General features: G+C 69.7%; 26 protein-coding genes. 12 read left to right on the top strand and 14 right to left on the bottom strand.

What is annotated here, in order from left to right:
- Window positions 1–309 precede the first annotated feature (309 nt).
- Window positions 310–906 (top strand): TetR/AcrR family transcriptional regulator, encoded by a 597-nt coding sequence (locus FCI23_RS45330; RefSeq protein WP_246144684.1) that lies wholly within the window; start codon window positions 310–312, stop codon window positions 904–906.
- A gap of 16 nt (window positions 907–922) precedes the next feature.
- Here the strand turns inward: FCI23_RS45330 and FCI23_RS45335 are convergent, their stop codons facing one another.
- Entirely contained in the window at window positions 923–1,867 is a 945-nt protein-coding gene (locus FCI23_RS45335) for a DeoR/GlpR family DNA-binding transcription regulator (protein ID WP_246144686.1), read from the bottom strand.
- Between the two features lie 169 nt (window positions 1,868–2,036).
- A complete protein-coding gene (locus FCI23_RS45340; protein WP_136729882.1) occupies window positions 2,037–3,542 on the bottom strand; it encodes an NAD(P)H-quinone dehydrogenase in 1,506 nt (501 codons plus the stop codon).
- Window positions 3,543–3,605: 63 nt separating this feature from the next.
- On the opposite strand from FCI23_RS45340, the gene FCI23_RS45345 reads away from it, so the two are divergent.
- The 3 genes from FCI23_RS45345 to FCI23_RS45355 all read left to right on the top strand — a co-directional run bounded on the left by FCI23_RS45345 (window position 3,606) and on the right by FCI23_RS45355 (window position 6,848).
- Complete coding sequence (locus FCI23_RS45345; protein ID WP_136729883.1) at window positions 3,606–4,043, top strand: gamma-glutamylcyclotransferase; 438 nt, start codon at window positions 3,606–3,608, stop codon at window positions 4,041–4,043.
- A gap of 186 nt (window positions 4,044–4,229) precedes the next feature.
- Window positions 4,230–5,063: a purine-nucleoside phosphorylase gene (locus FCI23_RS45350; RefSeq protein WP_136729884.1), complete on the top strand. Its 834-nt coding sequence runs from the start codon at window positions 4,230–4,232 to the stop codon at window positions 5,061–5,063.
- Window positions 5,064–5,171: 108 nt separating this feature from the next.
- Window positions 5,172–6,848: a phospho-sugar mutase gene (locus tag FCI23_RS45355; protein WP_136729885.1), complete on the top strand. Its 1,677-nt coding sequence runs from the start codon at window positions 5,172–5,174 to the stop codon at window positions 6,846–6,848.
- A 46-nt stretch (window positions 6,849–6,894) separates the two neighbouring features.
- Here FCI23_RS45355 and FCI23_RS45360 read toward each other — a convergent pair whose 3' ends face one another.
- The 3 genes from FCI23_RS45360 to FCI23_RS45370 all read right to left on the bottom strand — a co-directional run bounded on the left by FCI23_RS45360 (window position 6,895) and on the right by FCI23_RS45370 (window position 9,093).
- Window positions 6,895–7,392 carry a hypothetical protein gene (locus FCI23_RS45360; RefSeq protein WP_136729886.1) on the bottom strand — a complete coding sequence of 166 codons (498 nt, stop codon included), beginning with the start codon at window positions 7,390–7,392 and terminating at the stop codon, window positions 6,895–6,897.
- A 314-nt stretch (window positions 7,393–7,706) separates the two neighbouring features.
- Window positions 7,707–8,168, bottom strand: coding sequence for a hypothetical protein (locus FCI23_RS45365; RefSeq protein WP_136729887.1), 462 nt, complete (start codon window positions 8,166–8,168; stop codon window positions 7,707–7,709).
- A 301-nt stretch (window positions 8,169–8,469) separates the two neighbouring features.
- Entirely contained in the window at window positions 8,470–9,093 is a 624-nt protein-coding gene (locus FCI23_RS45370; protein WP_136729888.1) for a PH domain-containing protein, read from the bottom strand.
- Between the two features lie 120 nt (window positions 9,094–9,213).
- On the opposite strand from FCI23_RS45370, the gene deoC reads away from it, so the two are divergent.
- Genes deoC through FCI23_RS45385 form a run of 3 tightly spaced genes read left to right on the top strand, consistent with a single transcriptional unit; the run spans window position 9,214 to window position 12,537 of the window.
- A complete protein-coding gene (gene deoC, locus FCI23_RS45375) occupies window positions 9,214–10,215 on the top strand; it encodes a deoxyribose-phosphate aldolase (protein WP_246144687.1) in 1,002 nt (333 codons plus the stop codon).
- A gap of 5 nt (window positions 10,216–10,220) precedes the next feature.
- Window positions 10,221–11,672: an aldehyde dehydrogenase family protein gene (locus tag FCI23_RS45380; RefSeq protein WP_136729889.1), complete on the top strand. Its 1,452-nt coding sequence runs from the start codon at window positions 10,221–10,223 to the stop codon at window positions 11,670–11,672.
- Window positions 11,662–12,537 (top strand): aldehyde dehydrogenase family protein, encoded by an 876-nt coding sequence (locus FCI23_RS45385; protein ID WP_136729890.1) that lies wholly within the window; start codon window positions 11,662–11,664, stop codon window positions 12,535–12,537. The genes FCI23_RS45380 and FCI23_RS45385 overlap by 11 nt, the downstream gene beginning before the upstream one ends.
- A 761-nt stretch (window positions 12,538–13,298) precedes the next feature.
- On the opposite strand, the gene FCI23_RS45390 is transcribed toward FCI23_RS45385, so the two are convergent.
- Entirely contained in the window at window positions 13,299–13,781 is a 483-nt protein-coding gene (locus FCI23_RS45390) for an ATP-binding protein (protein ID WP_136729891.1), read from the bottom strand.
- Between the two features lie 247 nt (window positions 13,782–14,028).
- Between FCI23_RS45390 and FCI23_RS45395 the strand changes: the two genes are divergently transcribed.
- Together FCI23_RS45395 and FCI23_RS45400 are read left to right on the top strand one after the other, a co-directional pair.
- On the top strand, window positions 14,029–14,880 hold the full coding sequence (locus FCI23_RS45395; RefSeq protein WP_136729892.1) for a helix-turn-helix domain-containing protein: 852 nt from the start codon (window positions 14,029–14,031) through the stop codon (window positions 14,878–14,880).
- 12 nt (window positions 14,881–14,892) lie between these two features.
- The gene (locus FCI23_RS45400) at window positions 14,893–15,087 is read left to right on the top strand and encodes a DUF397 domain-containing protein (RefSeq protein ID WP_136729893.1); all 195 of its coding nucleotides are present in this window, start codon (window positions 14,893–14,895) and stop codon (window positions 15,085–15,087) included.
- Window positions 15,088–15,219: 132 nt separating this feature from the next.
- Here FCI23_RS45400 and FCI23_RS45405 read toward each other — a convergent pair whose 3' ends face one another.
- The 3 genes from FCI23_RS45405 to FCI23_RS45415 form a co-directional block, all read right to left on the bottom strand.
- Window positions 15,220–16,140: a transglutaminase-like domain-containing protein gene (locus FCI23_RS45405; protein WP_136729894.1), complete on the bottom strand. Its 921-nt coding sequence runs from the start codon at window positions 16,138–16,140 to the stop codon at window positions 15,220–15,222.
- Between the two features lie 263 nt (window positions 16,141–16,403).
- Window positions 16,404–17,126 carry a GNAT family N-acetyltransferase gene (locus tag FCI23_RS45410; protein ID WP_136729895.1) on the bottom strand — a complete coding sequence of 241 codons (723 nt, stop codon included), beginning with the start codon at window positions 17,124–17,126 and terminating at the stop codon, window positions 16,404–16,406.
- Window positions 17,127–17,860: 734 nt separating this feature from the next.
- A complete protein-coding gene (locus FCI23_RS45415; RefSeq protein ID WP_136729896.1) occupies window positions 17,861–18,637 on the bottom strand; it encodes an alpha/beta fold hydrolase in 777 nt (258 codons plus the stop codon).
- A gap of 101 nt (window positions 18,638–18,738) precedes the next feature.
- Between FCI23_RS45415 and FCI23_RS45420 the strand changes: the two genes are divergently transcribed.
- Window positions 18,739–19,899, top strand: a complete 1,161-nt coding sequence (locus tag FCI23_RS45420) for an adenosine deaminase (RefSeq protein WP_136729897.1) — start codon at window positions 18,739–18,741, stop codon at window positions 19,897–19,899.
- 184 nt (window positions 19,900–20,083) lie between these two features.
- Entirely contained in the window at window positions 20,084–20,362 is a 279-nt protein-coding gene (locus tag FCI23_RS45425) for a hypothetical protein (protein ID WP_136729898.1), read from the top strand.
- Between the two features lie 79 nt (window positions 20,363–20,441).
- On the opposite strand, the gene FCI23_RS45430 is transcribed toward FCI23_RS45425, so the two are convergent.
- From FCI23_RS45430 to FCI23_RS45450, 5 genes are all read right to left on the bottom strand, one after another.
- The gene (locus tag FCI23_RS45430; RefSeq protein WP_136729899.1) at window positions 20,442–20,639 is read right to left on the bottom strand and encodes a PspC domain-containing protein; all 198 of its coding nucleotides are present in this window, start codon (window positions 20,637–20,639) and stop codon (window positions 20,442–20,444) included.
- A gap of 158 nt (window positions 20,640–20,797) precedes the next feature.
- On the bottom strand, window positions 20,798–21,289 hold the full coding sequence (locus tag FCI23_RS45435) for a VanZ family protein (protein WP_407646128.1): 492 nt from the start codon (window positions 21,287–21,289) through the stop codon (window positions 20,798–20,800).
- A 53-nt stretch (window positions 21,290–21,342) separates the two neighbouring features.
- The gene (locus FCI23_RS45440; RefSeq protein ID WP_246144685.1) at window positions 21,343–21,921 is read right to left on the bottom strand and encodes a hypothetical protein; all 579 of its coding nucleotides are present in this window, start codon (window positions 21,919–21,921) and stop codon (window positions 21,343–21,345) included.
- Entirely contained in the window at window positions 21,918–23,417 is a 1,500-nt protein-coding gene (locus tag FCI23_RS45445; RefSeq protein WP_169317260.1) for a sensor histidine kinase, read from the bottom strand. The genes FCI23_RS45440 and FCI23_RS45445 overlap by 4 nt, the downstream gene beginning before the upstream one ends.
- Window positions 23,414–24,091 carry a response regulator transcription factor gene (locus tag FCI23_RS45450; protein ID WP_169317261.1) on the bottom strand — a complete coding sequence of 226 codons (678 nt, stop codon included), beginning with the start codon at window positions 24,089–24,091 and terminating at the stop codon, window positions 23,414–23,416. The genes FCI23_RS45445 and FCI23_RS45450 overlap by 4 nt, the downstream gene beginning before the upstream one ends.
- A 185-nt stretch (window positions 24,092–24,276) precedes the next feature.
- Between FCI23_RS45450 and FCI23_RS45455 the strand changes: the two genes are divergently transcribed.
- Complete coding sequence (locus FCI23_RS45455) at window positions 24,277–25,062, top strand: SigE family RNA polymerase sigma factor (RefSeq protein WP_136729902.1); 786 nt, start codon at window positions 24,277–24,279, stop codon at window positions 25,060–25,062.
- Window positions 25,063–25,370: the final 308 nt, after the last annotated feature.

Raw genomic sequence — 25,370 nt, forward strand, 5'->3', positions numbered from 1 at the left:
ACTTCGACCAGACCTACCAAGCCATCGCCGGCCTGGTCTCCGACCGCGCGGCCATGCGGTAATCAACCACCAGCCAACCCGCCAGGCCAGCACAGCCCGACCTCAATCGAGCACCACGTCGTAAGGGCCGGTGACGCGGGGTCAGCGGCGCCCGGTCGGTGAGGGAGGTGTGCGTGGACATGGACGAGGACATGGGACGTAAGCCTCCAGAGGCATGAAAATAAACGGAGGGTGCCTCCGGCAAGCATACGGAGGAAGCCTCCGGTTCTACAATGGGATTCCGGAGGACACGAGGTAAGGCGGTTGGGCATGACGGCGACCCAGGGCCGGCCGATGCGGGCCGACGCACGGCGCAACTACGAACGGCTGCTGGAGAAGGCGCACCAGGAGTTCTTCGTGCACGGCACCGACGCGTCGCTGGAGGACATCGCACGCCATGCGGGCGTCGGCATCGGCACCCTCTACCGCCATTTCCCGGACCGGTACGCGCTGATGAACGCGGTCTTCGAAAAGGAGGTGCACGCCCTGGAGGCCCACGCGGACGAACTGATCGAGACGGCCGAGTCACCCACCCGGGCGCTCGTCGAATGGCTGCGCGCGTCCGCCCGCCATTCCACTACATACCGCGGGCTGGCGGCGGCGATCATGGCGTCGCCGGAGGCCAAGATGCCCAACTGCAAGGGACCGATGCGCAGATCGGGCGGCAAGCTGCTGGAGCGCGCCCAGCAGGCCGGCGAGGTGCGGAAGGATGCCGCCATCGGCGACCTGCTGAGGCTCACGAACGCCTTGGTGTTGGCGGCCGAACAGACCCCGGACGACCCGGAGCTCTTCGACCGCCTGCTGACGCTCGCCGTGGAAGGTATGCGTACGAGAGCCCCGGAAGGAGCCCCGGACGGCTGGCGCTGACGCGACGGGACCGGCGCTAACGCCGACGGGGCGCCAGATCCGCGATCCTGGCCGCCGACGCCTCCCCGGACAGCTGTGCGCTGCGCAACGGCCCGCCCGGCATCCCGCCGCCGGGCTGCCCCGGATGCGGATGACGGCGTGGTACCGGCAGCGGCGGAGACAGGTCCCGACGACGGCCGCCACCACCCCCGGAGGCCTGGAGATTCTCCACTCCATTGAGTGAAGCGACGGTGACCTGGACACCCCGGTCGGCGAGCGCCTGGAGCTCGGTCGCCGACCGGTCGTCGGCGAGCGGTGGCTCGTCCGTCACCAGGTGGGTGATCACATCCGTGGGCACGGTCTGGAACATCGTGTCCGTACCCAGCTTGGTGTGGTCGGCCAGCACCACGACCTCCGCCGCGGCCTCGACCAGCGCCCGGTCGACGCTCGCCGAGAGCATGTTGGAGGTCGACAGGCCCCGTTCGGCGGTGAGCCCGGCGCCGGAGATGAAGGCCCGCGACACCCGCAGCCCCTGCAGGGACTGCTCTGCACCGCTGCCGACCAGGGCGTAGTTGGAGCCGCGCAAGGTGCCGCCGGTCATCACGACCTCGACCCGGTTGGCGTGCGCCAATGCCTGTGCCACCAGCAGGGAGTTGGTGACAACGGTCAGTCCCGGGACCCGCGCGAGCCGGCGGGCCAGCTCCTGGGTGGTGGTCCCGGCGCCGACCACAATGGCCTCGCCCTCCTGGACAAGACCTGCCGCGAGATCGGCGATCGCCGTCTTCTCCGCGGTCGCTAGATGGGATTTCTGCGGGAAGCCGGACTCCCTGGTAAAGCCTCCCGGCAGCACCGCACCGCCATGCCGGCGGTCGAGCAGTCCTTCTGCCTCGAGCGCCCGCACGTCCCGCCGTACGGTCACTTCGGAGGTCTGGACGACGCGGGCGAGCTCACGGAGTGACACCGCTCCGTTGGCACGCACCATTTCGAGGATCAGTTGGCGACGTTCTGCTGCGAACACGAAACTGACAGTAACGCCAACAGTCGTCTGCTTTCAGCTGTTTGCACCGATTAACAGAAGTTGTTCGCGAACTCGGACGGAGAGTGCTATACGTCCCACCGAACGTACGCCCGAACGCGCCCTGGGCCCGCCGCTACTCGGCGTTGGTCTTACGGGTGTGCAACTGCCGTGCCACCTCGGCGATCGAGCCCGACAGCGACGGATACACCGTGAACGCGTTCGCGATCTGTTCCACCGTCAGATTGTTGTCCACCGCGATCGAGATCGGGTGGATCAGCTCGCTCGCCCGCGGCGCGACCACCACACCGCCGACCACTATGCCGGTGCCCGGACGGCAGAAGAGCTTCACGAAGCCGTCCCGGATTCCCAGCATCTTGGCGCGCGGGTTGCGCAGCAACGGCAGCTTCACGGCGCGGGCGTCGATCCGGCCGCTGTCCACGTCCGCCTGGCTGTAGCCGACCGTCGCGATCTCCGGGTCGGTGAAGACGTTCGACGACACCGTCTTCAGATTCAGCGGAGCCACCGCGTCACCCAGGAAGTGGTACATCGCGATCCGGCCCTGCATCGCCGCGACCGACGCCAGCGCGAATATCCCGGTGACATCACCTGCCGCGTAGACGCCGGGGGCGCTGGTCCGGGACACCTTGTCGGTCCAGATGTGGCCCGACTCCTTCAGCTTGACCCCGGACTCCTCCAGGCCCATGTCCACCGTGTTCGGGATCGCGCCGACCGCCATCAGGCAGTGGCTGCCCGTGATCACCCGGCCGTCGGCCAGCGTCACCTCGACCCTGTCCCCGGCCCGTCCCTCCTCGCCCGCCTTCGGCGAGGAGGGTCCCTCCGTGGTGAACGGCCCAGGAACCCGCTTCGCGGAAACGGCACGCGAGCGCGCCAGCACATTCATCCCGCGCCGCCGGAACACGTCCTCCAGCACCGCGGCGGCGTCCGGGTCCTCACCCGGCAGCACCCGGTCCCGGGACGACACCAGCGTCACCTTCGACCCCAGCGCCTGGTAGGCACCCGCGAACTCGGCGCCCGTCACACCCGATCCGACCACGATGAGCTCCTCCGGGAGCTCATCCAGGTCGTACACCTGCGTCCAGTTCAGGATCCGCTCGCCGTCCGGCAGCGCGTCCGGGATCTCCCGGGGCTGCGCCCCGGTCGCGATCAGCACCGCGTCGGCAGTCAGCGTCTCGCTCGTGCCGTCCGCCGCCTCGACCACCACACGCCGCGAGCCGTCGATGCTCTGCTGGCCCTTCAGCCGCCCCCGGCCGCGCATCACCCTGGCCCCCGCACGGGTGACGGATGCCGTGATGTCGTGCGACTGCGCCAGCGCCAGCCGCTTCACCCGCCGGTTGACCTTGCCCAGGTCCACACCCACCACCCGGGCCGCCTGCTCCAGCGGTGGTGTGTCGTCAGCCACAATGATGCCCAGCTCCTCGTACGAGGAGTCGAAGGTGGTCATCACCTCCGCCGTGGCAATCAACGTCTTCGACGGGACGCAGTCGGTCAGCACCGACGCCCCGCCCAGACCGTCGCAGTCCACGACAGTTACCTCCGCGCCGAGCTGCGCCGCTACCAGTGCCGCTTCATACCCGCCGGGTCCGCCACCAATGATCACGATCCGAGTCACGTACCCCATTGTCCCGCACGCGCCAACTGATCACTTACAGGGGGCGCACACCTCTCCCGTACCCTCGTGACCATGTCGCTCTACGCCGCCTATGCCGGCAACCTCGACCCGCGGCTCATGACCCGCCGCGCCCCGCACTCCCCCCTGCGCGGCACCGGCTGGCTCGACGGCTGGCGGCTCACCTTCGGCGGCGAGCACATGGGCTGGGAGGGCGCGCTCGCGACCCTTGTCGAGGACCCCCTCCACCAGGTCTTCATCGGCCTCTACGACATCGCCCCGATCGACGAGGAACGCCTCGACGGCTGGGAAGGCGTCCCCCTCGGCATCTACCGGCGCGTCCAGCTGCGCGTCCACACCCTCGACGGCGACATCCCCGCCTGGGTGTATGTGCTCAACGACTACGAGGGCGGCCTGCCCTCCGCCCGCTATCTCGGCGAGATCGCGGACGCCGCCGAGTCGGCGGGGGCCCCGCACGACTACGTCATGGAGCTCCGCAAGCGGCCCTGCTGACGCCGGCCGGACCGGCCGGGTTCGCTCCGCCCGGTCCGTCTGCCGCCGCACGCCGGCAGACGGCCTGCGGCCGACGTGCCGCCGGCGTCTCGCCGGCGTGCCGTCAACCGGCGGAACCTACGAAAAACCTGCATCCTGCCCTTCGGACGTCTACGCGCGTAGGAACTTACCCGTTACGCTCATGCAGTGAACGCTTCCGCAACCCCCGACAACACCGGCGCCCCGCAGGACGACCCGCTCACGGCCGCAGAGGCCGCGGCGGCACGCCTGCGAGAGCTGACCGGTGCAGAGACCCACGACGTGGCCCTGGTGATGGGCTCCGGGTGGGTCCCCGCCGCCGACGAGCTAGGGGCGGCCGAGGCCGAGTTCCCCATCACCGATCTGCCGGGTTTCCCGGCACCCGCCGTGGCAGGCCATTCGGGCATGGTGCGCTCGGTACGGATCGGCAGCATCCGCGCGCTGATCTTCCTGGGCCGTAACCACCTCTACGAAGGCAAAGGTGTCGCGACCGTCGTACACGGCGTACGGACCGCCGTCGCCGCCGGTTGCAAGACCGTGGTCCTGACCAACGGCTGCGGCGGCGTGCGCCACGGCATGCGCCCCGGCCAGCCGGTGCTGATCAGTGACCACATCAATCTCACCGCGACCTCCCCCATCATCGGGGCGAACTTCGTCGACCTCACGGACCTGTACTCCCCGCGCCTGCGCGCACTGTGCAAAGAGGTCGACGAGACGCTGGAGGAGGGCGTGTACGTCCAGTTCCGCGGCCCGCACTACGAGACCCCGGCCGAGATCGGCATGGCCCGGGCGATCGGCGGCGACCTGGTCGGCATGTCCACCACGCTGGAGGCGATCGCCGCCCGCGAGGCGGGCGCCGAAGTGCTAGGGATCTCCCTGGTCACCAACCTCGCCGCCGGAATGACCGGCGAACCGCTCAACCACGAAGAGGTCCTCGAAGCGGGCCGCGACTCCGCCGCACGGATGGGCAGCCTCCTCGCCCGCGTCCTGAACCGCCTCTGACAGCTGATTGCGGAGCGCGGCAACCGGGTAGACGGACCGGCACCCTTTCCTCTCCCCCGCACGCCCCCACCCCCCGTACCCGTATCCCCACACCCGCAGGAGAATCCCGTGGCAAGCGCAAGCGACAAGGCCCGCGCCTGGCTGGCCGAGGACCCGGATCCGGAGACCCGTGCCGAGCTGCGGGCACTGCTGGATTCGGGCCCGGACGCCGCCGCAGAGCAGGAGCTGGCGGAGCGGTTCGCGGGGACGCTGCAGTTCGGGACGGCGGGGCTGCGGGGGGAACTGGGCGCGGGGCCGATGCGGATGAACCGCGCGGTGGTGATCCGGGCGGCGGCGGGGCTGGCGGCGTACCTGAAGGCGCGGGGCGAGGGCACCGGGCTGGTGGTCATCGGCTACGACGCGCGCCACAAGTCGTACGACTTCGCCCGCGACACCGCCGCCGTCATGATCGCCGCCGGGCTGCGGGCGGCGGTACTCCCCCGGCCGCTGCCGACACCCGTGCTGGCGTTCGCCATCCGCCATCTGGGCGCGGTCGCGGGAGTGATGGTCACCGCCAGCCACAATCCTCCCCGCGACAACGGCTACAAGGTCTACCTCGGCGACGGCTCCCAGATCGTGCCGCCCGCCGACGCGGAGATCGCCGCCGGGATCGCGGCGATCGGCGCGCTCGCGGACGTACCCCTGGTTCGCAGCGGCTGGGACGTACTCGGCGAGGATCTCCTCGACGCCTACCTCACCCGCGCGGCGGCCGTCGTGTCCCCGGCCTCCCCCCGGGACGTATCGGTCGTCTACACCCCCTTGCACGGCGTCGGCCGCGACACCCTCGCCGCCGCCTTCGCCCGTGCGGGCTTCCCCGCCCCGGCCGTCGTCCGCGAGCAGGCCGAGCCCGACCCCGACTTCCCCACCGTCGCCTTCCCCAACCCCGAGGAACCCGGGGCGATGGACCTGGCCTTCAAGGCCGCCGACGCGCACCACCCTGACCTCGTCATCGCCAACGACCCCGACGCCGACCGCTGCGCCGTGGCCGTCCCGGACCGCGCCGCCGACAGCGGCTGGCGCATGCTGCGGGGCGACGAGGTCGGCGCCCTCCTCGCCGAACACCTGGTCCGCGACAAGCGTGCCGGCGGCACCTTCGCGGCCAGCATCGTCTCCTCCTCGCTGCTGTCGCGGATCGCCGAGGCCGCCGGCCTGGACTACGCCGACACCCTCACCGGCTTCAAATGGATCGCCCGCGTCCACGGACTGCGCTACGGCTACGAAGAGGCCCTCGGCTACTGCGTCGACCCCCAGGGCGTACGCGACAAGGACGGCATCACCGCCGCCCTCCTCATCGCCGAGCTCGCCGCCGTCCTCAAAGCGGACGGCGGCCGCACCCTCACCGGCCTGCTCGACGAGATCGCCCTCCGCCACGGGCTGCACGCCACCGACCAGCTCTCCGTCCGCGTCGCCGACCCGTCCCTCATCGCCGACGCCATGAACCGCCTCCGCGACTACCCCCCGGCCGCCCTCGCCGGGCTGGCCGTCACCCTCGCCGAGGACCTCAGCAAGGGCACCGAGGAACTGCCCCCCACCGACGGCCTCCGCTACCACCTCGCCGGTGACGGCAACATCGAGGCCGCCCGTGTGATCGTCCGCCCCAGCGGCACCGAGCCCAAGCTCAAGTGCTACCTCGAAGTCGTCATCCCCGTCCCCGCCGCCGAGAACCTCCCGGCCACCCGCGCGATCGCCGCCACGGTCCTCGCCGCCCTCAAGGCCGACCTCGCGGCCGCCGCCGGCATCCAGTAACCGGAACCGCGCCCGCCATTGCGGCGGGCGCGGTCGTGGGCTGCCGTCAGGAGAAGACGAACGGCCCGGGTGTCTGCGCGGTCGTCGCCTTGCAGTCGACCGTGACACCGAAGATCACGATGCGCAGCGAGTACGCGGTGCCGGCGGTGAACGAGTCCAGGCTGTCGCCCGAGGCCACCGTCCCGGGGAGCGGGCCCACTGTCACCGGAGACCCGGTCGCGACGGCCGGATTGATCGTGCCGGTGAACGTCGTCTGCGTCGACCCGCCGTTCAGTGTGAGGTTCAGCGTCGATGTGATCGAGTTCGCCGATATGTCGAGCGGCGCGGTGAACGCCGACGACGTGACCTGGACCGTCGCCGCCGTGCCGTTCTGCACCACGGTGAGCGTGGTCGTACCGGTGCCCCAAATGCCACAGTTGTACGTCGCCGTGGCGGTCGTCGGCGTCACTGCCCCCGCCCCCGGCGCGAGCGCTACCGCCCCCGCCAGCATCGCGGTGGCCGCGATGGTGCCGGCGGCTAAGCTCCTGCTTCTGGTGCCTCTCATGGTGTCCCTTCCACAGGTGACGGCCTACCTGACGGACCGTCACATCCGCCGCCTATTGATGCGCGAGGATCTAGAGAAGGCAAGGGACGCAACCATTCCGTTCTGCGGATTGCCGCACACCGCGTCGAGGTAGCCGGCGATCGCGTCCCTGATGCGCGTCGCACCGGAGAACCGGACACTCCGAGGCGTCTCGAGGCACGGCAGAATCCGCCGGATTCCGTAGCGGCTCAGCATCGACCCCGACGTACCGCGCCACAGAAACAATCGGATCACTCATGTGGCGCGGCACTCTCCACCGCTCGGACCGGGCAGGACTACGAGAGGCAGACCCTGAGTTGGGCGGCCGTGTTGATTACCGCGTTGACCGCGGCATCGATGACAAGCGGGTTGGTGCCGGCCAGCGCGGCGTTGAGAGCCTGGAGGTTCGTCGCCAGCTGCGCTGCCACAGCGGCGCAGGTCGGCGGCACGGGGGGTGTTTCCGGCAGGCACCTCGCGACCTGCAGCTGTACGAGCGTGGCCTGCGCCGCGCTGACGGCAGTCTGTGCTGCCGCGACATTGGGCGGCGCTGCGGCCAGCGCTGCTGTGGCGACGCTCAGTTGAGTGTTCAGCTGAGCGGTCAGCGTCGCACAGGTTCCGTTCACCGGACCCGTGCGGACCTGGTGGGCAACGGGCGACTGCGCTTCGGCGGTGGCGGCGGTGGCGGCCGGGGCTATGGCCACGACGGCGAATGCCGCCGCGGTGGCGACAGCGGATCCGTAACGCTTGAGAGAAATCATTTCTGCGCTGCTCCTGTGAATGACTACTGGAGAGGGGGCCGTACCTGATCCGGCAGGCCGCAGCGCACGCTGTGAATCCAACACAGCGCGCTCTGTGACTACAGCGAGCCTCCTGCCGAGTCGGCGCGCAACCGCGTCCAACCGGCACGGCCCCCGCCAAACCCCTCCACATCATGAGCTCTCGCCACAGAAGCCCAGGTCACAGCCCCGCAGAGCAGTAGATGACAGGTACGGCGAAACTACTGTGAATGAGTGATCAACTACGCTGGGCGCCAGGGCGCAGCGAGGGGGGACGGCACCCTCAAACGGCAAGCAGAATCGCCAGCACAACCGCGCCCGCCGCAGCCGGCGCGACAACCTCCCAGACCCATCGCACGACAACTTCCCCCTGCGCGCCCTCTCGCGAGGCGTTCTTCTCCGCGAGATCGCGCAGCTCCTCGACCGCCTGGTCGGACCAGGCCCGCGCGGCCCGGTCAGCAGCGCCCCCGCCACCGAGCGCGGGGTCCCCCACGGCAGTGGAGCGCGACGCCTGCCGGGCGACGCGCTTGCGGGCCCGTAGGGAGACCGGCAGCGCCCAGAGCTGGTATTTGCGGCCGCCGGCCAGCAGCTCGGTGGAGTACCCGGCACGGACGGTCTCGACGGCGGCCCACGGCACGGTGATCGTACGGAACGGATTCCGCACCCGGAGCCGGTCGTCGCCGGCGAAGACGGCCGGGCGCAGGGTGAAGGCGACAACAAGGGGCACCGCGAGCAGCAGCCCGGCGAGTGAGAGCCACGGGACCCGGCCGGTGCCGCCGACGATGGCGTCGCCGCCGAGCCAGGCGCCGAGCGCGAGCAGCAGCACACCACTGGCGATGCCGGACGACGAGCGGTAGGAGCGCTCTGCGTAGGCGGTGGCGGGACTCTCGGGGCTCGGGCTCGTCATGAGATCCGATTGTGCCTGACGGGTGCAACGTCCGGCGCACCGGAAGGTTGCGGTACCGCATCGGACGCCGCCACCCTGGTGACAGGCTGCTACGCGCGTAGATATGCTGAGCTGGTGACCATGCAGTCTCTGCCCCCAGTACCCGCTTTCAGCCCCGACGCTGCGGCCCGGCTGGCGCCCATGGCGGACGTGACCTCGTCCGACAGCGCACTGCGCCGCTTCCTGCACGGGCTGCCCGGTGTCGACGCCGTAGGCCTCGAGGCCCGCGCCGCCATGCTCAGCAGCCGTTCGATCAAGACCACGGCGAAGGCGTACGCCATCGACCTCGCGATCTCCATGATCGACCTGACCACGCTCGAAGGCGCGGACACCCCGGGCAAGGTCCGGGCGCTGTGCGCCAAGGGCATCCACCCGGACCCGACCGACCGCGGCACACCGCACGTGGCGGCGATCTGCGTGTACCCGGACATGGTGAAGACCGCGAAGGAAGCCCTCCAGGGCACGGCGATCAGCGTCGCATCGGTCGCCACCGCCTTCCCGGCGGGCCGCGCCTCGCTTCCGGTGAAGCTCGCGGACACCGCCGACGCGGTGGCCGCGGGGGCGGACGAGATCGACATGGTGATCGACCGGGGCGCGTTCCTGTCCGGCCGGTATCTCAGCGTCTTCGAGGAGATCAAGGCCGTCAAGCTGGCCTGCGTACGCCCCGACGGGACCGCCGCCCACCTCAAGGTGATCTTCGAGAACGGCGAGCTGTCGACGTACGACAACATCCGCCGCGCCTCATGGCTGGCCATGCTCGCGGGCGCCGACTTCATCAAGACCTCCACCGGCAAGGTCGCGGTCAACGCCACTCTCCCCAACACCCTCCTGATGCTCGAGGCCGTCCGCGATTTCCGCGAGAGCGTCGGCGTCAAGGTCGGGGTGAAGCCCGCCGGGGGCATCCGCACCACCAAGGACGCGATCAAGTACCTGGTCACGGTCAACGAGACCGTCGGCGAGGAGTGGCTGGACCCGCACTGGTTCCGCTTCGGCGCCTCGTCGCTCCTCAACGACCTGCTGATGCAGCGCCAGAAGCTGAGCACCGGCCGCTACTCCGGTCCCGACTACGTGACGGTGGACTGATCCCCATGGCAACCACACCAGCCAAAACCTTCGCCTACGCCCCGGCGCCGGAATCCCGCGCCGTAGTGGACATCGCCCCCTCCTACGGGCTCTTCATCGACGGCGAGTTCGCCGAGGCGGCCGACGGCAAGGTCTTCAAGACCGTAAGCCCTTCCTCCGAAGAGGTCCTCTCCGAGGTCGCCCAGGCAGGCGCCGAGGACGTCGACCGGGCCGTCAAGGCCGCCCGCAAGGCCTTCACCTCCTGGTCCGCCCTACCCGGCGCGGAGCGCGGCAAGTACCTGTTCCGTATCGCCCGCATCATCCAGGAGCGCTCGCGCGAATTCGCCGTCCTGGAATCCCTGGACAACGGCAAGCCGATCCGCGAGACCCGCGACGTCGACCTGCCGCTCGTCGCCGCGCACTTCTTCTACTACGCGGGCTGGGCCGACAAGCTCCGGTACGCGGGCTACGGCCCGGACCCGAAGCCCCTCGGCGTCGCCGGCCAGATCATCCCGTGGAACTTCCCGCTCCTCATGCTCGCCTGGAAGATCGCTCCCGCCCTCGCCGCCGGCAACACGGTGGTCCTGAAGCCCGCCGAGACGACCCCGCTCTCCGCCCTCTTCTTCGCGGACGTCGTCCGCCAGGCCGGACTCCCCAAGGGCGTCGTCAACATCATCACCGGCGACGGCTCGACGGGCGCGGCGCTCGTGGAGCACCCCGGCATCAACAAGGTGGCCTTCACCGGCTCCACCGAGGTCGGCAAGGCGATCGCCCGCTCGGTCGCGGGTACGACAAAAAAAATCACCCTCGAACTGGGCGGCAAGGCGGCGAACATCGTGTTCGACGACGCGCCGATCGACCAGGCCGTCGAGGGCATCGTCAACGGCATCTTCTTCAACCAGGGCCATGTCTGCTGCGCCGGCTCCCGCCTCCTGGTCCAGGAATCGGTCGCGGAAGAGGTCCTGAGCTCACTGAAGCGCCGGATGGAGACCCTGCGCGTCGGCGACCCGCTGGACAAGAACACGGACATCGGCGCGATCAACTCCGCCGAACAGCTGGCCCGTATCACCACCCTGGCGGAAGCCGGCGAGGCAGAGGGCGCCGAGCGCTGGGCGCCGTCCTGCGAACTGCCGTCGGCGGGTTACTGGTTCCGGCCGACGCTGTTCACCAATGTCACGCAGGCACACCGGATCGCCCGCGAGGAGATCTTCGGGCCGGTGCTGTCCGTACTGACCTTCCGTACGCCCGCCGAAGCGGTGGAGAAGGCCAACAACACGCAGTACGGCCTGTCCGCGGGCATCTGGACGGAGAAGGGCTCGCGGATCCTGTCCGTGGCGAACCAGCTCCGGGCGGGCGTCGTTTGGGCCAACACGTTCAACAAGTTCGACCCGACCTCGCCGTTCGGCGGCTACAAGGAGTCGGGCTTCGGCCGCGAGGGCGGCCGTCACGGTCTGGAGGCGTACCTAGATGTCCGATAAATCCGAAGTGACACGGCTGACCGTCTTCAAGACCTACAAGCTGTACGTCGGGGGCAAGTTCCCGCGCAGCGAGAGCGGACGGGTGTACGAGGTGACCGACTCCAAGGAGCGCTGGCTCGCCAACGCGCCGCTCTCCTCCCGCAAGGACGCCCGTGACGCGGTCGTCGCCGCCCGCAAGGCGTTCGGCGGCTGGTCGGGTGCCACCGCGTACAACCGGGGGCAGATCCTCTACCGCGTCGCGGAGATGCTGGAGGGCCGCCGCGAGCAGTTCGTCCGCGAGGTGGCCGACGCCGACGGGCTGTCCAAGTCCAAGGCCGCCATCGTCGTGGACGCCGCGATCGACCGCTGGGTCTGGTACGCGGGCTGGACCGACAAGATCGGCCAGGTCGTGGGCGGCGCCAACCCCGTCGCGGGGCCGTTCTTCAACCTCTCCACCCCCGAGCCGACCGGCGTCGTGGCGGTACTGGCCCCCCAGGAGTCGTCCTTCCTGGGCCTGGTCTCCGTCATCGCCCCGGTCATCGCCACCGGCAACACGGCCGTCGTGATCGCCTCCGAGCACGCCCCGCTGCCCGCACTCTCGCTCGGCGAGGTCCTCGCCACCTCCGACCTGCCCGGCGGGGTCGTCAACATCCTCTCCGGCAGGACCGCCGAGATCGCGGCGCCGCTCGCCGCCCACCAGGACGTCAACGCGATCGACCTCACCGGCGCCGGCGACGAACTCGCCAAGGAGCTGGAGATCGCCGCCGCCGACAACCTCAAGCGCACCCTCCGTCCACAGGCTGTGGACTGGTCCGCCGACCCCGGCACCGACCGCCTGACGGCCTTCCTGGAGACCAAGACCGTCTGGCACCCCATCGGCGTCTGACCACTGTCGCCGTCCAGCCGGACCAGCACGGTTCCGCCCCCTCTGCCGGGGTTGCCGGTTCCGTCCTCAAACGCCGGACGGGCTGGGTGGTCGTGCGTGCCGGCACGCCTACTTCGTGGTGGGGGTCGGGGCCGCTGTGGGGTGATCTCCTCGGGGCTCGCACGTGCGGGTCCGCAGGAAAGGCGCCCGGGGTGCATGTGCTCGTCCCCTGCGGGGACACCCCGGCGCGTCCCCTCCCGGCCGGACGTGCGCGTGACGGCCGCTCGTGGCGGAGACCGTAAAACCAACGCCCCGCGCGCCGGGCAACCCCCGGGGTGACCGCGGGACACAACCCACCGTGAGGCGCTGTGACGGCCGGAGGGGGCGGTGCAGGGGTGTCCCCGCAGACTTTGTCGCCGTATGTCGGTGGCGATGGCGCAAAGAACGCCGGGTCCTGGCACACAGTCGTGGGGGCACCTCCCGGCCGAAGGTTGGGGGAGAGTCACCCCGGAGGCGCCACCGACCCACCCACCGAACAAAGCGCACCCCAACCCCGGCGCAGAGCACCAAAACCCAGCCCGTCCGGCGCTTGAGGACGAAGCGGCAACCCCGGCACTGGGGAAGGCAACGCACCGGGCAAGCCCGGCGCAGGCAAAATGCCCCGGACCGGCGAGACGGTGGTCTGGCCCGCCTCCCCACTGAAAGTCCTCCCGCCCGGCGACAAGGACGCCGAGAGCTTCGTCCTGACCCTGACCGGCAAGGCCTGAGCCCTCAACCGCACCTCAGGCAGCGACGCCGGTAGCACCCTGGTGGACGATCTCCACCCACAGCAACTTCCCCCGCGTCCCGAACAGCTCCTCCCCCAACACATACCCGCCCCAGTTGTCCGCGCAATGCAGCACCAGCAGCAGCCCCCGCCCCCGTGCCGCGTCCGCCCGGCAGGCGGGTGGCGCCTGCGGGTTGTCCCGGTTGCCGAACAGCGGCGGAATGGCGGGATTGGTGTCCAGCACCCCGATCCTGAGCCGGTTCTCCAGGTTCCGCAGCCGCAGCCACGCCGGGCCGTCCGAATACCGCACGGCGTTGGTCACCAGCTCGCTGACCAGCAGCTCAGCCCGGTCACCGAGGCCGGACCACATTCCGTACGACTCCAGCACCGCCCGCAGCGTCATCCGCGCGATACGCACGGCCCGCTCCTGCCGCGGAAGTTGCAGCGTGTACGACCAGAACTCATCGGGGCCGGAAGCGTTGGGGAATACGTTGTCCATGCGGACCTCCTACGGAAAGGCGAAGTTGGATCACCTGACGGCGACGGCATCCGGTGTCGATGCCGCTCCTCCGCTGCAGTCGGCGGGGCGGTGCGCTTCCGGGGCAATGACAGTGCCGTTGAGTGGCTTGAGTCACACCCTAGGACAGGTCCACCTAATGACTTATGAGAATCTACATAAGTCATTAGGCTTCCACTCGTGTGAGTGACGCCCACGCTCCGCGAATCAGAACGAGGAGACACCGCAGATGGCCGCCAGGGGCAACCAGACAGCCCGACAGCTCCGGCTCGGGATCGAGCTCCGCAGGCTCCGCGAGCGTGCGGGGCTGTCGTCAACAGAAGCGGGCCGCCTCCTCGGGACCAACCAGACGCAGATCAGCAACATCGAGGCGAGCCGCTTCGGAGTAAGCGCCGACCGCGTGCGGGCCCTGACCCGCAACTACTCATGTGCCGACGATGCTCTGGTCGATGCCCTCGTGACGATGGCGGAAGACCGGAAGCGCGGCTGGTGGGAGGAGTACCGGGAGATCCTGCCTGCGGGGCTGCTCGATCTCGCCGAGATCGAACACCACGCCACCGAGGTGCGCGTCGTCCACCTGATCAACATCCCCGGACTCCTCCAGACCACGGATCACGCGCGTGCGATCTTCGACGGGATCGTCCCGACGCCCGCCGCATACGAGGTGGAGCACCGCGTGTCGCACCGGATGAAGCGTCAGGCCGTCCTTCACGGTGAACATCCGACGCCATACAAGGCGATCATCCACGAGGCAGCGCTCCGGATGCAGTTCGGCGGCCCGGACACAGCCAGGAAGCAGCTTGAACATCTCGTCGGCATGAGCGAACGGGAGAACGTCTCCATCGTCGTCATCCCCTTCGGCGACAGGTCCTTTCCCTGCACAGGGGATGGCGTGGTGTACCTCTATGGCCCCGTGCCCCAACTGGACACCGTGCAGCTCGACACCCCGCACGGCAGTGAGTTCTTCGACGCGCCCACCCAGTTGGAGAAGTACCGGCTGACACTGGACCGCATGGAGCGGGTAGCCCTACCGCCGAAAGATTCGCGCGACCTCATCCATCGCATCACACAAAACCTCTGAAAGGGATCAGTCTTGACCATCCTCAACTGGCAGAAGTCCTCCCACAGCCAAGAAGCCTCCGCATGCGTCTACCTCGCCACCGCCCCCGACGGCACGATCCGCCTCCGCGAAAGCGACGACCCCGACGCGATAGTCACCGCCGCCCCCACCACCCTCCGCACTTTCCTCCGAGGCATCAAAGCAGGCGAGTTCGAGGAACTGGCGTGATCACAATGACGGGGCCCCTACCAACGTGAATCGATCGAGATACTGCGGGCCAGTGTCAGCGTTCCGTCGTTTAGGCCAGCCACCCAGCAGGTGGGCAGTCGATCGGAAATCCATGGCCGGCCACCTGCGGTATCACCGGAGTGTGACTTCGCTCGGGCCGTTGAACGGTGCCAACGACAGCACCGTCTTCGGCGTCCGCAGCCCCTCGTTCTCTGCGAACAGCTTCCGCGCCGCATCGAAGGGAACGTCGTCGCACACCACCAGCGAGGCCTGGTCGTACAGCTCACAGATCGCGTCCGTCATCTCCCTGTCGCCGCCCGCTCCCGTCCCCCAGGTGTCCCACAGCAGCGTCTCCACCTTGTTCAGCGCCGCGAGGTCGATCCGGATGTCGTGCGCCACGAACCACTCCCCGAACAATGGCCCCTCCTCCGGGAGGTGGAGCCCGAAGGTCTTCGGGTCCGCATCGCCCGCTCGGATGGCCTGCCACGCCTTGCCCGCGACCAGAAAGCGGTCGCGCGGCACGTCCATCGGGTCGAAGTCCACCTTCCACGTGTCGATGACCAGCGGGTCGGCCAGCTGCGGATCGGCGAGCAGCCAGCCCCGCTCGTTGTCCCAGTACTCGGTGACCACGTGGTCGGCGTGGAATCCGTCCGAGCCCAAGTAGGCGGCAAAGCCGGACCGCAGGCGCGCTGGTATGCCCGCGTGGCGCAGGAACGAGCAGTGCAGCAGCGCAAAGTCGCGGCAGACGCCGACGAACCGGTCACCGACCTCGCGCGGCTGCGTCAGCGGGGCGTCGTCCCGCTCGATGATGATCCGCAAGATGTCGTCGAGGTAGCGCGTCTCGGCGTCGTTGTGCAGGCGGTCCTGCGGGATGACATGGCGGAACGGCTCACCTTCCAGGCGGTGGACCACCAGATCGCGTGCTGTGCGGGCGAGCTGAGCCGGATCATCCGGCAGGCCGGCGTAAAGCGGGGCGAGGCCGTTGGGATCGGAGAAAGCGCTCTGCGCGGCATAAAAGGCGGCGGCGTCCGGTGCGAGGCGAGCGGATGGCATGACTGGACCCCCAGAAGGCATCGGCCACATGTTCGATTACTGGACCGGCGCACCTCACCGTGTCAAAATTTCCCCGTAATTGTCCAGATGCCTTGTGCTGACGACTGAGACCGGGGCACGCAGCCCACGCCAGGCGACTCAACTCGCTTTTCCGCACTACGCCATAGCCTCACCCGGCAACCCGGGCCTGCTGAGTACGCCCACAAGATTCCCGCCACAATCGAGAGCAGACGGCGCACCCGCTGCCCCAGCGGACACCCCGCCTACGCAATCTCGATGCTGAGCTGGGCGCCAAGTTCCCGGAAGCCCAGCGCGAGCGCGACCCGCCGGGACGCGGGCACCCGGGCCCGCCACTGCGGCAGTAGATCAGCCGCGAGCGCGTGCGTCACCGCCCCGGAGCCTGTCACCCCGGCCAGCCCCCGCCCTCGCCACGCAGGCGCGGTCAGCACGCCGATGTGGGCGGTCCGACTCGGCCAGACCCGGTATCCAGCAGCGGCAACCACCTGACCGCCCTCGCGAACCACGAACGCGGGGGAAGTGATCCGAGCCAGGTCGCTCTCATCGGCGTCCTCGTCGCCCGCCAACTTCTCCAGCGCCCGCAGGTCCGAATGCTCGCCCGGCAACTGTTCCAGCGTCAGCACACCAGGCTGCACGGGTCGGAACTCATCTGGGGACACGTAGGCCAAAGCCGCAGGGCCGAGTACTCCGGTCACCGACAGCACCTCGCGGACTGCGTCAGCATCGGCGACGGCCTCCACGGGCAGCGCCGCCAGCGCGTCGCGAACGATCACGGCAGCAAGCTCGCTGGGCGCGGTCACGATCGCCGATCCTCCCAGGGCCACCACGCCGACCCAGCCGACAGGGCACATCCCCGATTCCGGCGAGACGACCACGTTCACACCCCCCGTCGGCGCGAACGACACCGGCACCGAGGCCAGGTCCTCCCACAGCCCACGGGCTCTGACCAGCAAGGGATCTATCGACATACCCCGATCCTGACAGCCCGAGCACCCTGCTGACCTGCGGAATCAAACCACCGAAACTGCCATCAAGGACTATGAAACGCGCAAAACAGAAACGCCCGCCCGAACGCATACCTGTCGGGGGCGCAAACCCGGACGGACCAACGAACGGGAATCCCCGACCGCATCCGCCACGCTGCCCGCCACGCAAACGCCACCTCAGACACCGCCGCTCCAGCGCCATGTTGTGACCGGGGTCGAGGCCGCTGTGGGGTGATCTCCTCGTGGCTCGCACGTGCGGGTCCGCAGCACGCTTGCCCGGGGTGCATGCGCTCGTCCCCTGCGGGGACACACCCCGGCGCGTCCCCTCCCGGCCGGTGACGGCCGCTCGGGGCGGAGACCGTAAAACCAACGCACCCCAAGCCGTGGTCTGCACCGCAGGACACCACGCACCGCAAGGCGCTGTGACGGCCGGAGGGGGCGGTGTAGGGGTGTCCCCGCAGACTGTGTCGCCCAAGTGCCGGTGGCGATGGCGCATAGATCGCCGGGTCCTGGCACACAGGCGAGGAGTCACCCCGGAGGCGCCACCGACCCAAGAACCGCACAAGCGCACCCCACCCCCGGCGCCGGGCACCAAAATCGAGCCCGTCCGGCGTTTGAGGACGGATCGGCAACCCCTGCAGACGGGACGAAAACCACCCGGGCGCGCCCGGCGCAGGCAATGCCCGCGCCGCCCCGGCCAGCCCGGCGAGGGCAACTCAGCCGTGTGGGCGCCGCCCGAAGCCCGCCGCGAGCGGCATCCGCAGACCCAGTGGCGGTGGGGCCGCCAACGCGTCGTTGACGGGGCGGGCGAAGTGACGCCCGAGCAGCGAGCCGAGGACGAAATCGGCGGCCAAAGCAGCGACTTCGCCGCGGTGGTCGTGCAGGTCGTGACCGTCCGAATGGACCTCGAAGCGGCACACGTCCCGGTTGACCTTCTTCGCCCGCTCGGCGAGCTGGTACGACAGATCCGGATTCGTATCCTGATCGTTCGTGCCGTGCACGATAAGCACTTGACGCCCTATCAGCTGCTTGACGGGCTCGGGTTCCGCGCCTTCCGGAAGCCAGGGCGCCAGCGCGACCACGGAGTGGACCGCCGGATGGTCCGCGGCACGCAGCGCCGCGCGCCCGCCCATGTCGGTGCCGACCAGGCTGACCGGCACGTCGCCGTAGCGGCGGATGATCTCGTCGACCGCCCAGGCGGCGTCCTCGACGGGGTGGGCGTTGCCGCCGTTCCAGCCCCGGAAGCGGTAGTGGACGACGTGCGCGGCAAGCCCCTCGCCGCACCCGGCGCGCATCAGCGCGCGCCCGAGGGGCACCATCGCGGAAGCGGCCACGTGGGAGCGCCGACGGGTGCTCAGGGCGTCACCGGCAGGCAGCAGCAGCACCGCCGCCCGGACCGTGTCGTTCGCCTCCCGTCGGGCCGCCGGGACGATGCCGGAAGTCACCTGTTTGCCCAACCGCGCACCACGCACAGGCAAAGCTTGCGAAGCCATGGCGTAACCATGACAGAAAGCCAGGTGTGCACGACCCGGCCAGGCGGTCAAAATTCGGCATCATCCGCATGCTCTACGCGCGTAGGAGTTACATTACGGAAATGACGCGCCCAACCTCCCACGCCCCGACCCTCAGCATCCCCGCCGCCAGGACCCGAGCGTCCAGCACTCCGGACCAGGACCAGATCCGCCGCGCTCCGAAGGTGCTGCTCCACGACCACCTCGACGGCGGTCTCCGCCCCGGAACCATCGTGGAGCTCGCCCACGAGACCGGCTACCAGCACCTCCCGGACTCGGACCCGGCCAAGCTCGGCACCTGGTTCCACGAGGCCGCCGACTCCGGCTCCCTCGAACGCTATCTGGAGACGTTCTCGCACACCGTCGGCGTGATGCAGACCCGCGAGGCGCTCGTCCGGGTCGCCGCCGAGTGCGCCGAGGACCTGGCCGCAGACGGGGTCGTCTACGCCGAGGTCCGCTACGCGCCCGAGCAGCACCTCGAAGCCGGGCTGACCCTCGAAGAGATCATCGAGGCCGTCAACGAGGGCTTCCGGGAAGGCGAACACCGCGCCCGCGATGACGGGAACCGGATCCGCGTCGGCGCCCTGCTCACCGCGATGCGGCACGCCGCCCGCTCGCAGGAGATCGCCGAGCTCGCCAACCGCTACCGTGACGACGGCGTCGTCGGCTTCGACATCGCGGGCGCGGAGGCGGGCTTCCCGCCCACCCGCCACCTCGACGCGTTCGAGTACCTCAAGCGGGAGAACTTCCACTTCACCATCCACGCGGGCGAGGGCTTCGGCCTCCCCTCCATCTGGCAGGCACTGCAATGGTGCGGCGCCGACCGGCTCGGGCACGGCGTCCGCATCATCGATGACATCCGGGTCGCCGACGACGGCTCGGTGGAGCTCGGGCGGCTCGCCGCCTACGTACGGGACAAGCGCATCCCGCTGGAGCTGTGCCCGACGTCCAACCTGCAGACCGGCGCGGCGGACTCGTATGCCGGACACCCGATCGGACTGCTGCGGCGGCTGGGGTTCCGGGCCACCGTGAACACCGACAACAGGCTGATGAGCGGCACCAGCATGAGCCATGAGTTCGAGCAGCTCGTCGCAGCGTTCGACTACACGCTCGATGATCTTTTGTGGTTCACAGTCAATGGGATGAAGAGCGCATTCATCCCTTTCGATGAACGCCTTGCCATGATCAACGAGGTGATCAAGCCCGGCTACGCCGAGCTGAAGGCCGAATGGCTGTTCCGGTAGAGCGTCCCGGCACCCCCGGTGGCCAGCGGTTTGCTCGCCGGGCGGGGTGCCCGCGGGACCGGCCGAGGGTCACGGAGCGGGGCCGGACGGGGCCGGACCTATCCGTGCGAGCCCGTTTGCGCCCGACGTGATGGGGTGGCTACCGTCTGCGATCGCCGTGTTTCCCCACTCCGAGGACGTAGCCATGCAGAACCGAACCGTCAAGACCCTCGGTGCCGCCGTGCTCGGTGCCGCCTTCGCCGTCACCGCTGCCGCCGGCGCCGCCTCGGCCGCCGAACCGACCGCCCCGGCCCCCGGGGTCCCCGCGGATCTGCCCATCGGCGGCGGCCCTCTCAAGGCGGTCACCGGCGTCCTCCCCGGCACCACCAAGCTCGGGCCGGGCAACCTCACCGGCTCCGACCCGGTCAGCGGCCTCCTCGGCGGCCTCCCCACCCAGGCCCTCTCCGGAGCCGTCGGCCGCTGACCCCGCCGCGAACGGCCTACGGCCCGCACCCCTGACGGAAAGGAGTGCGGCCCGTAGGCCGTGGCCGACGCGGGTGGCGTCAGACGGCGGCATAGTTCTTCTCAGCGGGTACCAGCACCCACAGCGCCAGATACACCAGGAACTGCGGGCCCGGCAGCAGGCACGACAGCAGGAAGATCACCCGCATCGTCGTCGCGGACGTGCCGAACCGGTCTGCGAGCGCGGCGCAGACCCCGGCGATCATCCGGCCATGCCGGGGGCGGACCAGAGCGGACATCGGAGAGCTCCTTCGTGAGGCTTCCGGCCGGCTTCTCCGGCCTGTGATGCGACGCTACGCGCGCATACCGGCCCGAATCATCGCTCTCCGGGATGATCCCGACCCCCGGGAAACTCAGGGCCTGGATGTATACCGACCCTCAGGGTGCCCCCGGGAAATCAGGCCGGTCCGGCGATCGAGGACACAACGCCGTGTGGCTCCGGCGCCACGTCCGCCTCCTCCTCCGCCGCCGCGAGCGCCCGGCGTCGCAGACGCCGGCGGGCCACCGGGACGACGGCGAGATGGACGGCGGCGACGCCGATTGTGTTGAGCAGCAGCGCGTCGACGTCGAAGATCTGGCCCGGCACCCCCGTCTGCAGGAACTCCACCGCCAGCGACACCATCAGCCCCGCGAAGACCGTCCGGGCGAAGGAGCCGAGCCCCGACACGCGCAGCCGGCCGCCGGCCATCGGCAGAAGCACCCCCAGCGGGGCCAGCAGGCCCAGCCCGGCGCCGAGCTCGCGGGCAGCGTTCAGCGGCGGGTGGGAGAGGTCGGCGCGGATGGTGGCGAGCGGGCGCAGATTGGGTGCGGCGACCCAGGTGACGTACTGCGGGCGCAGCATCAGCCACCCGACCAGAGCCAGATACGCCGCGGCGAGTACGAGTCCCACCGCGCGCACCTTCAGGAGAGAGCCGTCGCGCCGCACTCTGTCAAGGACGCTGTTTACTTCACGGCGGTTCCAGCGGTCTGCGCCGCGTCCGGAAGAGTCCGCAGGTCGCTCGTGCAGCTGAACCGCCGGGCGGCCGCGGTACCGGAGAATCCGAGCACGACGGTGCGGTCCGTGGAGCCCGCCGCCGTGCCGGCGAAGGTGCACACGATCTGCGCCAGAGCGAAGGACGGCAGCTCGTCCTTCTCCACGCTGAGGCGCAGGGCGTCCGCCGGGTCGCCCTTGCGCGGCCCGGACACATCCAGATCCCCCGGTACGTCACTGATGAAACCGGCAGCCGTCTCCTCGGTCCCCGCCCGGCTCTGCAGCTCCGCCAGCAGCAGGCGCGCCGTCGCCAGCCGGCTCTGGGCAACGCCGTCCGGCACGAGCCGCCGCACCGCGGAGACCTGGGCGCTGCACACCAGGTACACCTGGATCGCCGTACGCCCCGTCGTGGGCGACGCGGTGGCCTGTGGCGCCTCGCACGACACCCGGGAGGGTGCCGCCCCGGCGTCCACCGGCACGGACGTCGGCCGGATGCCGCAGGCGGTCAGGGCCGCGGCCAGCGCGGCCACCACGCAGAGCAGGCGTTTCACCGCTGGTCGCCCTCCTTGTCGATCGGCAGTCGCAGGGTGAAGACAGCCCCGGCGTCCGGGGCGTTGGCGGCGGTGATCCTGCCGCCGTGAATATGCGCGTTCTCCAGCGCGATCGACAGTCCCAGCCCGCTGCCCTCCGAGCGGGCCCGGGAGGCGTCGGCCTTGTAGAACCGGTCGAAGACATGCGGCAGTACGTCCTCGGGGATGCCGGAGCCATTGTCCGCGACCTCGATCACCAACTCCTCGCCGACCTGCCGCACCTTCACCCGCACCGGCGAGCCGCCGTGCTTGAGGGCGTTGCCGATCAGGTTCGCGAGTATGACGTCCAGGCGGCGCGGGTCGAGCCGTACGAAGATGCCGCGCGGCGCGTCCAGCTCCACCGAGTCCAGCCACGCGCGGGCGTCCATGCACGCGGTGACCTGGTCGGCGACATCGACCTCGTCGGAGACCAGCTTGGCGGTGCCCGCGTCGAAGCGGGTGACCTCCATCAGGTTCTCCACCAGTTCGTTCAGCCGGTGGGTCTCGGAGACCACCAGCCGCACGGCGGGGGCGATCAGCGGATCGAAGGAGTCCGCCTCGTCCTCCAGCACCTCGGCGACCGCGGTTATCGCGGTCAGCGGCGTACGCAGCTCGTGCGACATGTCGGCGACGAAGCGCCGGCTCGCCGCCTCGCGGGCACTCAGCTCCGCCACCCGATTCTCCAGCGCCTCCGCCGTACGGTTGAAGGTCCGCGAAAGCTCGGCCAGTTCATCGGTGCCGGACACCTTCAGCCGGGTGTCGAGCTTCCCCGCCCCCCACTGCCGCGCCGCGTCACCGAGCCGCTGTACGGGCCGCAGCACTGTCGTCGCGGCGGCCTGGGCCAGCAGCGCGGCCCCTATCAGCGCCAGCGCGGTGGCGATCCCCAGGGACCAGGCCAGCGAGTTGAGGTCCTTCCGCTCCGCCTCCAGCGACTTGAACATGTAGCCGGTCGGGCCGCCGCCTATCACTTTGGCGCCGCCCACCAGATACGGCTGGCCGCCCAGGGTCACCCGCTGCCAGTAGAGGTGGTACGCGCTGCTGTCGGCCCGCGGTGTCGTGACCGCCTTCACCAGCGACGCCGGTACATCGCCCAGCAGGAAGCCGTCCGTCCGCGACTTGACCGTGCACTGCTTGCCCGCCACGTCCTTGCCGGTCAGCACCACTTGGTAGTTCTGCGTGTTGCTCCCTATCTGCACGGCCGCCGCTTCCAGCTTCTCGCACGACGGAGTCCCCGGCAGCGAGCCCGCGTTGCGCGACATCGACGCCCGGAAGTCATTGAGCGCGGCGTTCTGGGCGCGGGTCAGCACCGCGTCACGGTTCAGCCAGTACGCGATCCCGGACGCCGACACCGCCGCCGTCAGCGCCACCGCGGCGAACACGGCGACCAGCCGCAGCCGCAGGCTGGTCAGCCGGAAGAGCCGGGCCTTCCATCCGTTGAGCTTCGCGGAATTCCCGTGCGTGTCGTACGTATCGGTCACTGCGGCGTATCCAGGCGGTAGCCCACACCCCGCACGGTCCGGATCAGCGTCGGCGACGACGGTACTTCCTCGATCTTCGCCCGGAGCCGCTGCACACACGCGTCCACCAGCCGGGAGTCGCCCAGATAATCGTGCTCCCACACCAGCCGCAGCAATTGCTGCCGGGACAGCGCCTGGCCGGGGCGTCGGCTGAGCTCCAGCAGCAGCCGCAGTTCGGTCGGGGTGAGCTGCAAATCCTCACCGTTCTTCGTCACCGTCATCGCCGACCGGTCGATCACGACCGGCCCGAAGGCGACGGAGTCGGAGCTGTCCCGCTCACCGCGCCGCAGCACCGCACGGATCCGGGCATCCAGGACCCGCGGCTGTACCGGCTTCAGCACGTAGTCGTCCGCCCCGGATTCCAGGCCGACGACCACATCGATGTCGTCGCTGCGCGCGGTGAGCAGGATGATCGGCAATTGGTCGGTCCTCCGGATCCGGCGGCACACCTCGAAACCGTCAATGCCGGGCAGCATCACATCCAGCACAATCAGGTCCGGCCGCTGCTCGCGCAGCAGCTTCAGACCGTCCTCGCCGGACGCCGCGGCCACCACACGGTGGCCCTGGCGGGACAGGGCGAGTTCCAGGCCGGCACGGATAGCGTCGTCGTCCTCGATCAGCAACAGGAAAGGCACGCCGACATTCTGTCGCACGTGGTCGCCCGGAGGATACCGCCCTGGTCTGTGACGGGCCTGTGACACTCGGCGGACAGACCCATGAAACTGGCCCGGCAGTCTATTGCTCACCGGCGAGGCCATCCGCGAGGAGACCGCCGCCGGGAACAACCGCCGAGCAGGCTCCACCGACACAGGGGCGCGATATGAACGCACTGCACAGCACGACGACCACCGCAGTCCTTCAGTTGCGCCCGCAGCAGCACACTGTGGCGGTCCGGGGCGCAGAGAAGTCCGGTGCCGCGGGAGGGCGGGGGTGCTCTCGTGGCACCGGACGCCAGGTGATCCGTAACCGGCCGTCGTTCTTCACGGCGATCGAGAGCGGTCACGGGGGAACCAACGGGGGACACGGGGAAAATGGGGGAACCGCGTACAGGGAGGACACGGGGGAACGGCAGACCACGGCCGAGGCGGACTTCACCGCCTACGTCCAGGAACGCCGCGCCTCCCTGTACGCAACCGCCTACCACCTGACCGGCGACCGGTACGAGGCCGAGGACCTGCTGCAGAGCGCACTCTTCTCGACCTACCGTGCCTGGGACCGGATCAGTGACAAGGCGGCCGTCGGCGGATACCTCCGCCGCACCATGACCAACCTGCACATCAGCGCCTGGCGGCGCCGCAAGCTCAACGAATACCCGACCGAGGAGCTGCCGGAGCCCGTTGTGACTGCCGACTCCGACGCCATGCGCGGCACCGAACTGCGCGCCGTGCTCTGGCAGGCACTCGCCAAGCTCCCGGAGACCCAGCGCACCATGCTGGTGCTCCGCTACTACGAGGGCCGCACCGACCCGGAGATCGCCGAGATTCTCGGCATCAGCGTCGGCACGGTGAAGAGCAGCATCTGGCGCTCCCTGCGCCGGCTGCGCGAGGACGAGACGATCGCCCTGGGCTCGGACGACGAGGCGTCGTTCGGCGAACTGGTCGCCTGAGGGGGACCCCCAAGTCCGGGGGGATAAGAGGCCGCGCGAATAGGTGGGGTGGAGGAAGGAGCGGGGCGAGGGGCAAGTCTGGCAAGGCGGAGGAGGGAGGCGACGCGGAGCGTCGTCGACCGACGACAACGCCGCCAGGCGCCGCCCATCGGCACGCGACGCCGCCCCACCTATTCGCGCGGCCTCTAACGACGTCGTGCGCGGTAGCTGAGACCCCGGTCTGAGCATGCAAACGGCCGTGCGAGACGATCATGATTGTGACGTCAAGAGGGGCCCGCACGGCCTTGAGCCATCGTATCTGCACCGGG

This window comes from Actinacidiphila oryziradicis (genome assembly GCF_005047355.1).
Taxonomy (GTDB): Bacteria; Actinomycetota; Actinomycetes; order Streptomycetales; family Streptomycetaceae; genus Actinacidiphila; species Actinacidiphila oryziradicis.

Bases quoted from the DNA above. Each gene is read 5' to 3' on its own strand.
- FCI23_RS45415 (WP_136729896.1), bottom strand. From the start codon at position 18,637: ATGGCTTCGCAAGCTTTGCCTGTGCGTGGTGCGCGGTTGGGCAAACAG.
- FCI23_RS45380 (WP_136729889.1), top strand. From the start codon at position 10,221: ATGGCAACCACACCAGCCAAAACCTTCGCCTACGCCCCGGCGCCGGAA.
- FCI23_RS45425 (WP_136729898.1), top strand. From the start codon at position 20,084: ATGCAGAACCGAACCGTCAAGACCCTCGGTGCCGCCGTGCTCGGTGCC.
- FCI23_RS45385 (WP_136729890.1), top strand. From the start codon at position 11,662: ATGTCCGATAAATCCGAAGTGACACGGCTGACCGTCTTCAAGACCTAC.
- FCI23_RS45430 (WP_136729899.1), bottom strand. From the start codon at position 20,639: ATGTCCGCTCTGGTCCGCCCCCGGCATGGCCGGATGATCGCCGGGGTC.
- FCI23_RS45455 (WP_136729902.1), top strand. From the start codon at position 24,277: ATGAACGCACTGCACAGCACGACGACCACCGCAGTCCTTCAGTTGCGC.
- FCI23_RS45370 (WP_136729888.1), bottom strand. From the start codon at position 9,093: ATGACGAGCCCGAGCCCCGAGAGTCCCGCCACCGCCTACGCAGAGCGC.
- FCI23_RS45340 (WP_136729882.1), bottom strand. From the start codon at position 3,542: ATGGGGTACGTGACTCGGATCGTGATCATTGGTGGCGGACCCGGCGGG.
- FCI23_RS45335 (WP_246144686.1), bottom strand. From the start codon at position 1,867: ATGGTGCGTGCCAACGGAGCGGTGTCACTCCGTGAGCTCGCCCGCGTC.
- FCI23_RS45365 (WP_136729887.1), bottom strand. From the start codon at position 8,168: ATGATTTCTCTCAAGCGTTACGGATCCGCTGTCGCCACCGCGGCGGCA.
- FCI23_RS45420 (WP_136729897.1), top strand. From the start codon at position 18,739: ATGACGCGCCCAACCTCCCACGCCCCGACCCTCAGCATCCCCGCCGCC.
- FCI23_RS45360 (WP_136729886.1), bottom strand. From the start codon at position 7,392: ATGAGAGGCACCAGAAGCAGGAGCTTAGCCGCCGGCACCATCGCGGCC.
- FCI23_RS45390 (WP_136729891.1), bottom strand. From the start codon at position 13,781: ATGGACAACGTATTCCCCAACGCTTCCGGCCCCGATGAGTTCTGGTCG.
- deoC (WP_246144687.1), top strand. From the start codon at position 9,214: ATGCAGTCTCTGCCCCCAGTACCCGCTTTCAGCCCCGACGCTGCGGCC.
- FCI23_RS45405 (WP_136729894.1), bottom strand. From the start codon at position 16,140: ATGCCATCCGCTCGCCTCGCACCGGACGCCGCCGCCTTTTATGCCGCG.
- FCI23_RS45395 (WP_136729892.1), top strand. From the start codon at position 14,029: ATGGCCGCCAGGGGCAACCAGACAGCCCGACAGCTCCGGCTCGGGATC.
- FCI23_RS45410 (WP_136729895.1), bottom strand. From the start codon at position 17,126: ATGTCGATAGATCCCTTGCTGGTCAGAGCCCGTGGGCTGTGGGAGGAC.
- FCI23_RS45330 (WP_246144684.1), top strand. From the start codon at position 310: ATGACGGCGACCCAGGGCCGGCCGATGCGGGCCGACGCACGGCGCAAC.
- FCI23_RS45345 (WP_136729883.1), top strand. From the start codon at position 3,606: ATGTCGCTCTACGCCGCCTATGCCGGCAACCTCGACCCGCGGCTCATG.